This is a genomic window from Zhongshania sp., assembly GCF_041584495.1.
Taxonomy (GTDB): Bacteria; Pseudomonadota; Gammaproteobacteria; order Pseudomonadales; family Spongiibacteraceae; genus Spongiibacter.
The window spans coordinates 1-1621 of the sequence record NZ_JBFHDY010000272.1; the positions used below are offsets into that span (position 1 = coordinate 1).

General features: G+C 43.7%; 2 protein-coding genes. Both read left to right on the forward strand.

What is annotated here, in order from left to right; genetic code table 11:
• A partial coding sequence (locus tag ABYP33_RS19020) for an IS3 family transposase (protein WP_373090799.1) occupies positions 1 to 112 on the forward strand: 112 nt, incomplete at its 5' end.
• Positions 113 to 438: 326 nt separating this feature from the next.
• Positions 439 to 1260, forward strand: coding sequence for an alpha/beta fold hydrolase (locus tag ABYP33_RS19025; RefSeq protein WP_373092911.1), 822 nt, complete (start codon positions 439 to 441; stop codon positions 1258 to 1260).
• The last annotated feature ends 361 nt before the right edge of the window (positions 1261 to 1621 follow it).

Consider the following 1621-nt stretch of genomic DNA (forward strand, 5'->3'; position numbering starts at 1 on the left):
CGAGCACATGACCAGTGATGTTAGAGCTTACATTAGGTATTACAACTTAGACCGGCTCCACTCATCGAACAATGATTTATCGCCGGTTCAGTATGAGAAATTAGCAAATTAATGTGTCCGGTTTTGTTGACCAGAACAATTGGAATTTTTTGATAATTAGTATTGGTCATTGCTTTAGCTTGATTTGAATTGGTTTGTGATTTAGAGCCAAGTTTCTACTAAGTATTAGCAAGTGGATATTCTACGATGCCTTTGCCCCTTCGGGGGCCTTTTTCGTACTTTGAATACTTCAACGATTGGTCATGCTCTGATGGTTGGCGTATACCTTTTGCAATGAAATGTCTTTAATAGTCGCGATCATTCTATATAATAATTCAAAGTTTTAGCATGCAATTTTCTATGGTGTCATCGCGCTGCGAATAGGGGCAGGAATAACTTATGCTTAGTGGTAAATCTGAGGAACAATTTATTGATGTTCCGGGTGGGCGTGTCTACGTTCGGCAGTGGCTCCCTGCGGCGCCAGCGGCGTTACCTCCGGTCGTCTTATTACACGATTCTTTAGGTTGCGTAGCGCTATGGCGAGATTTTCCAGCCCAGCTTGCGCAACGGTTGGGGCGGAAAGTTATCGCCTACGACAGGCTGGGTTTCGGAAAATCCAGTGAGCGTGTTGCTCTGCCATCACATCGGTTTATTGATGAGGAGGCAGAGAGCATCTTTCCATCGCTTTGCTATTCCCTAGGCTTGGAGCGAGTTGTGATTTTGGGGCATAGTGTCGGCGGTGGTATGGGCGTAGCGATAGCCGCTCTTCATGCCGATCGAAATCTCTGTGTTGGCCTTATTACCGAATCAGCCCAACCATTTATTGAAGAGCGAACAACGCGCGGAATAGTGGCGGCTAAACAATATTTTAGCAACCCTCTACATTTTAAAAAGCTCGTAAAGTATCACGGATCTAAGGCTCGCTGGGTATTAGCTGCGTGGACAGAGACTTGGCTTGACCCGGATTTCAGTGACTGGAGCCTACTCTCCCACCTTAAGAATGTCCAATGTCCGGTCTTGGCAATTCATGGTGATAATGATGAATACGGATCTGTAGCATTTCCGAATTTTATTGCGGAGTCAATTTCGGGGTATTCTCGGTCCGTTATCTTCGAGCGTGTTGGTCATGTTCCGCATAAAGAGGAGCCCGCCACAATTTTGACGACGGTTTCAGAATTTCTAGCTGAAGTCGAAGTTGCAAAGCTTATTCAGCCTGTGTGAGTAGCCCGCTAATAAAAATGTTTGGTAGAGCTATTATGTGTTCTATGCATGAAAATTCCATTTCTGCATGGAGTTTTAGTTAGAGCGTTTATAGACAGGCGTGCTTGTGTCTCAGTTAAATATGTAGATTAATTTTCTGTGTTTACATTAAAGAAAAGACTAAAAAATAGTCCAAGCTCAAACAATAATATCATCGGAAATGCGAGTAGGGCTTGCGATATTGTAATCCCCCCGAAAATCCGGAACAGTTATTAGTAGAAAATTCCACTAAACTGAAGGAAGGGAGTTTTCTATGCGAACATCAAGATACAGCGACAGCCAGATACTGGCGATTTTGAAACAGAATGAGAACGGTGTTTCC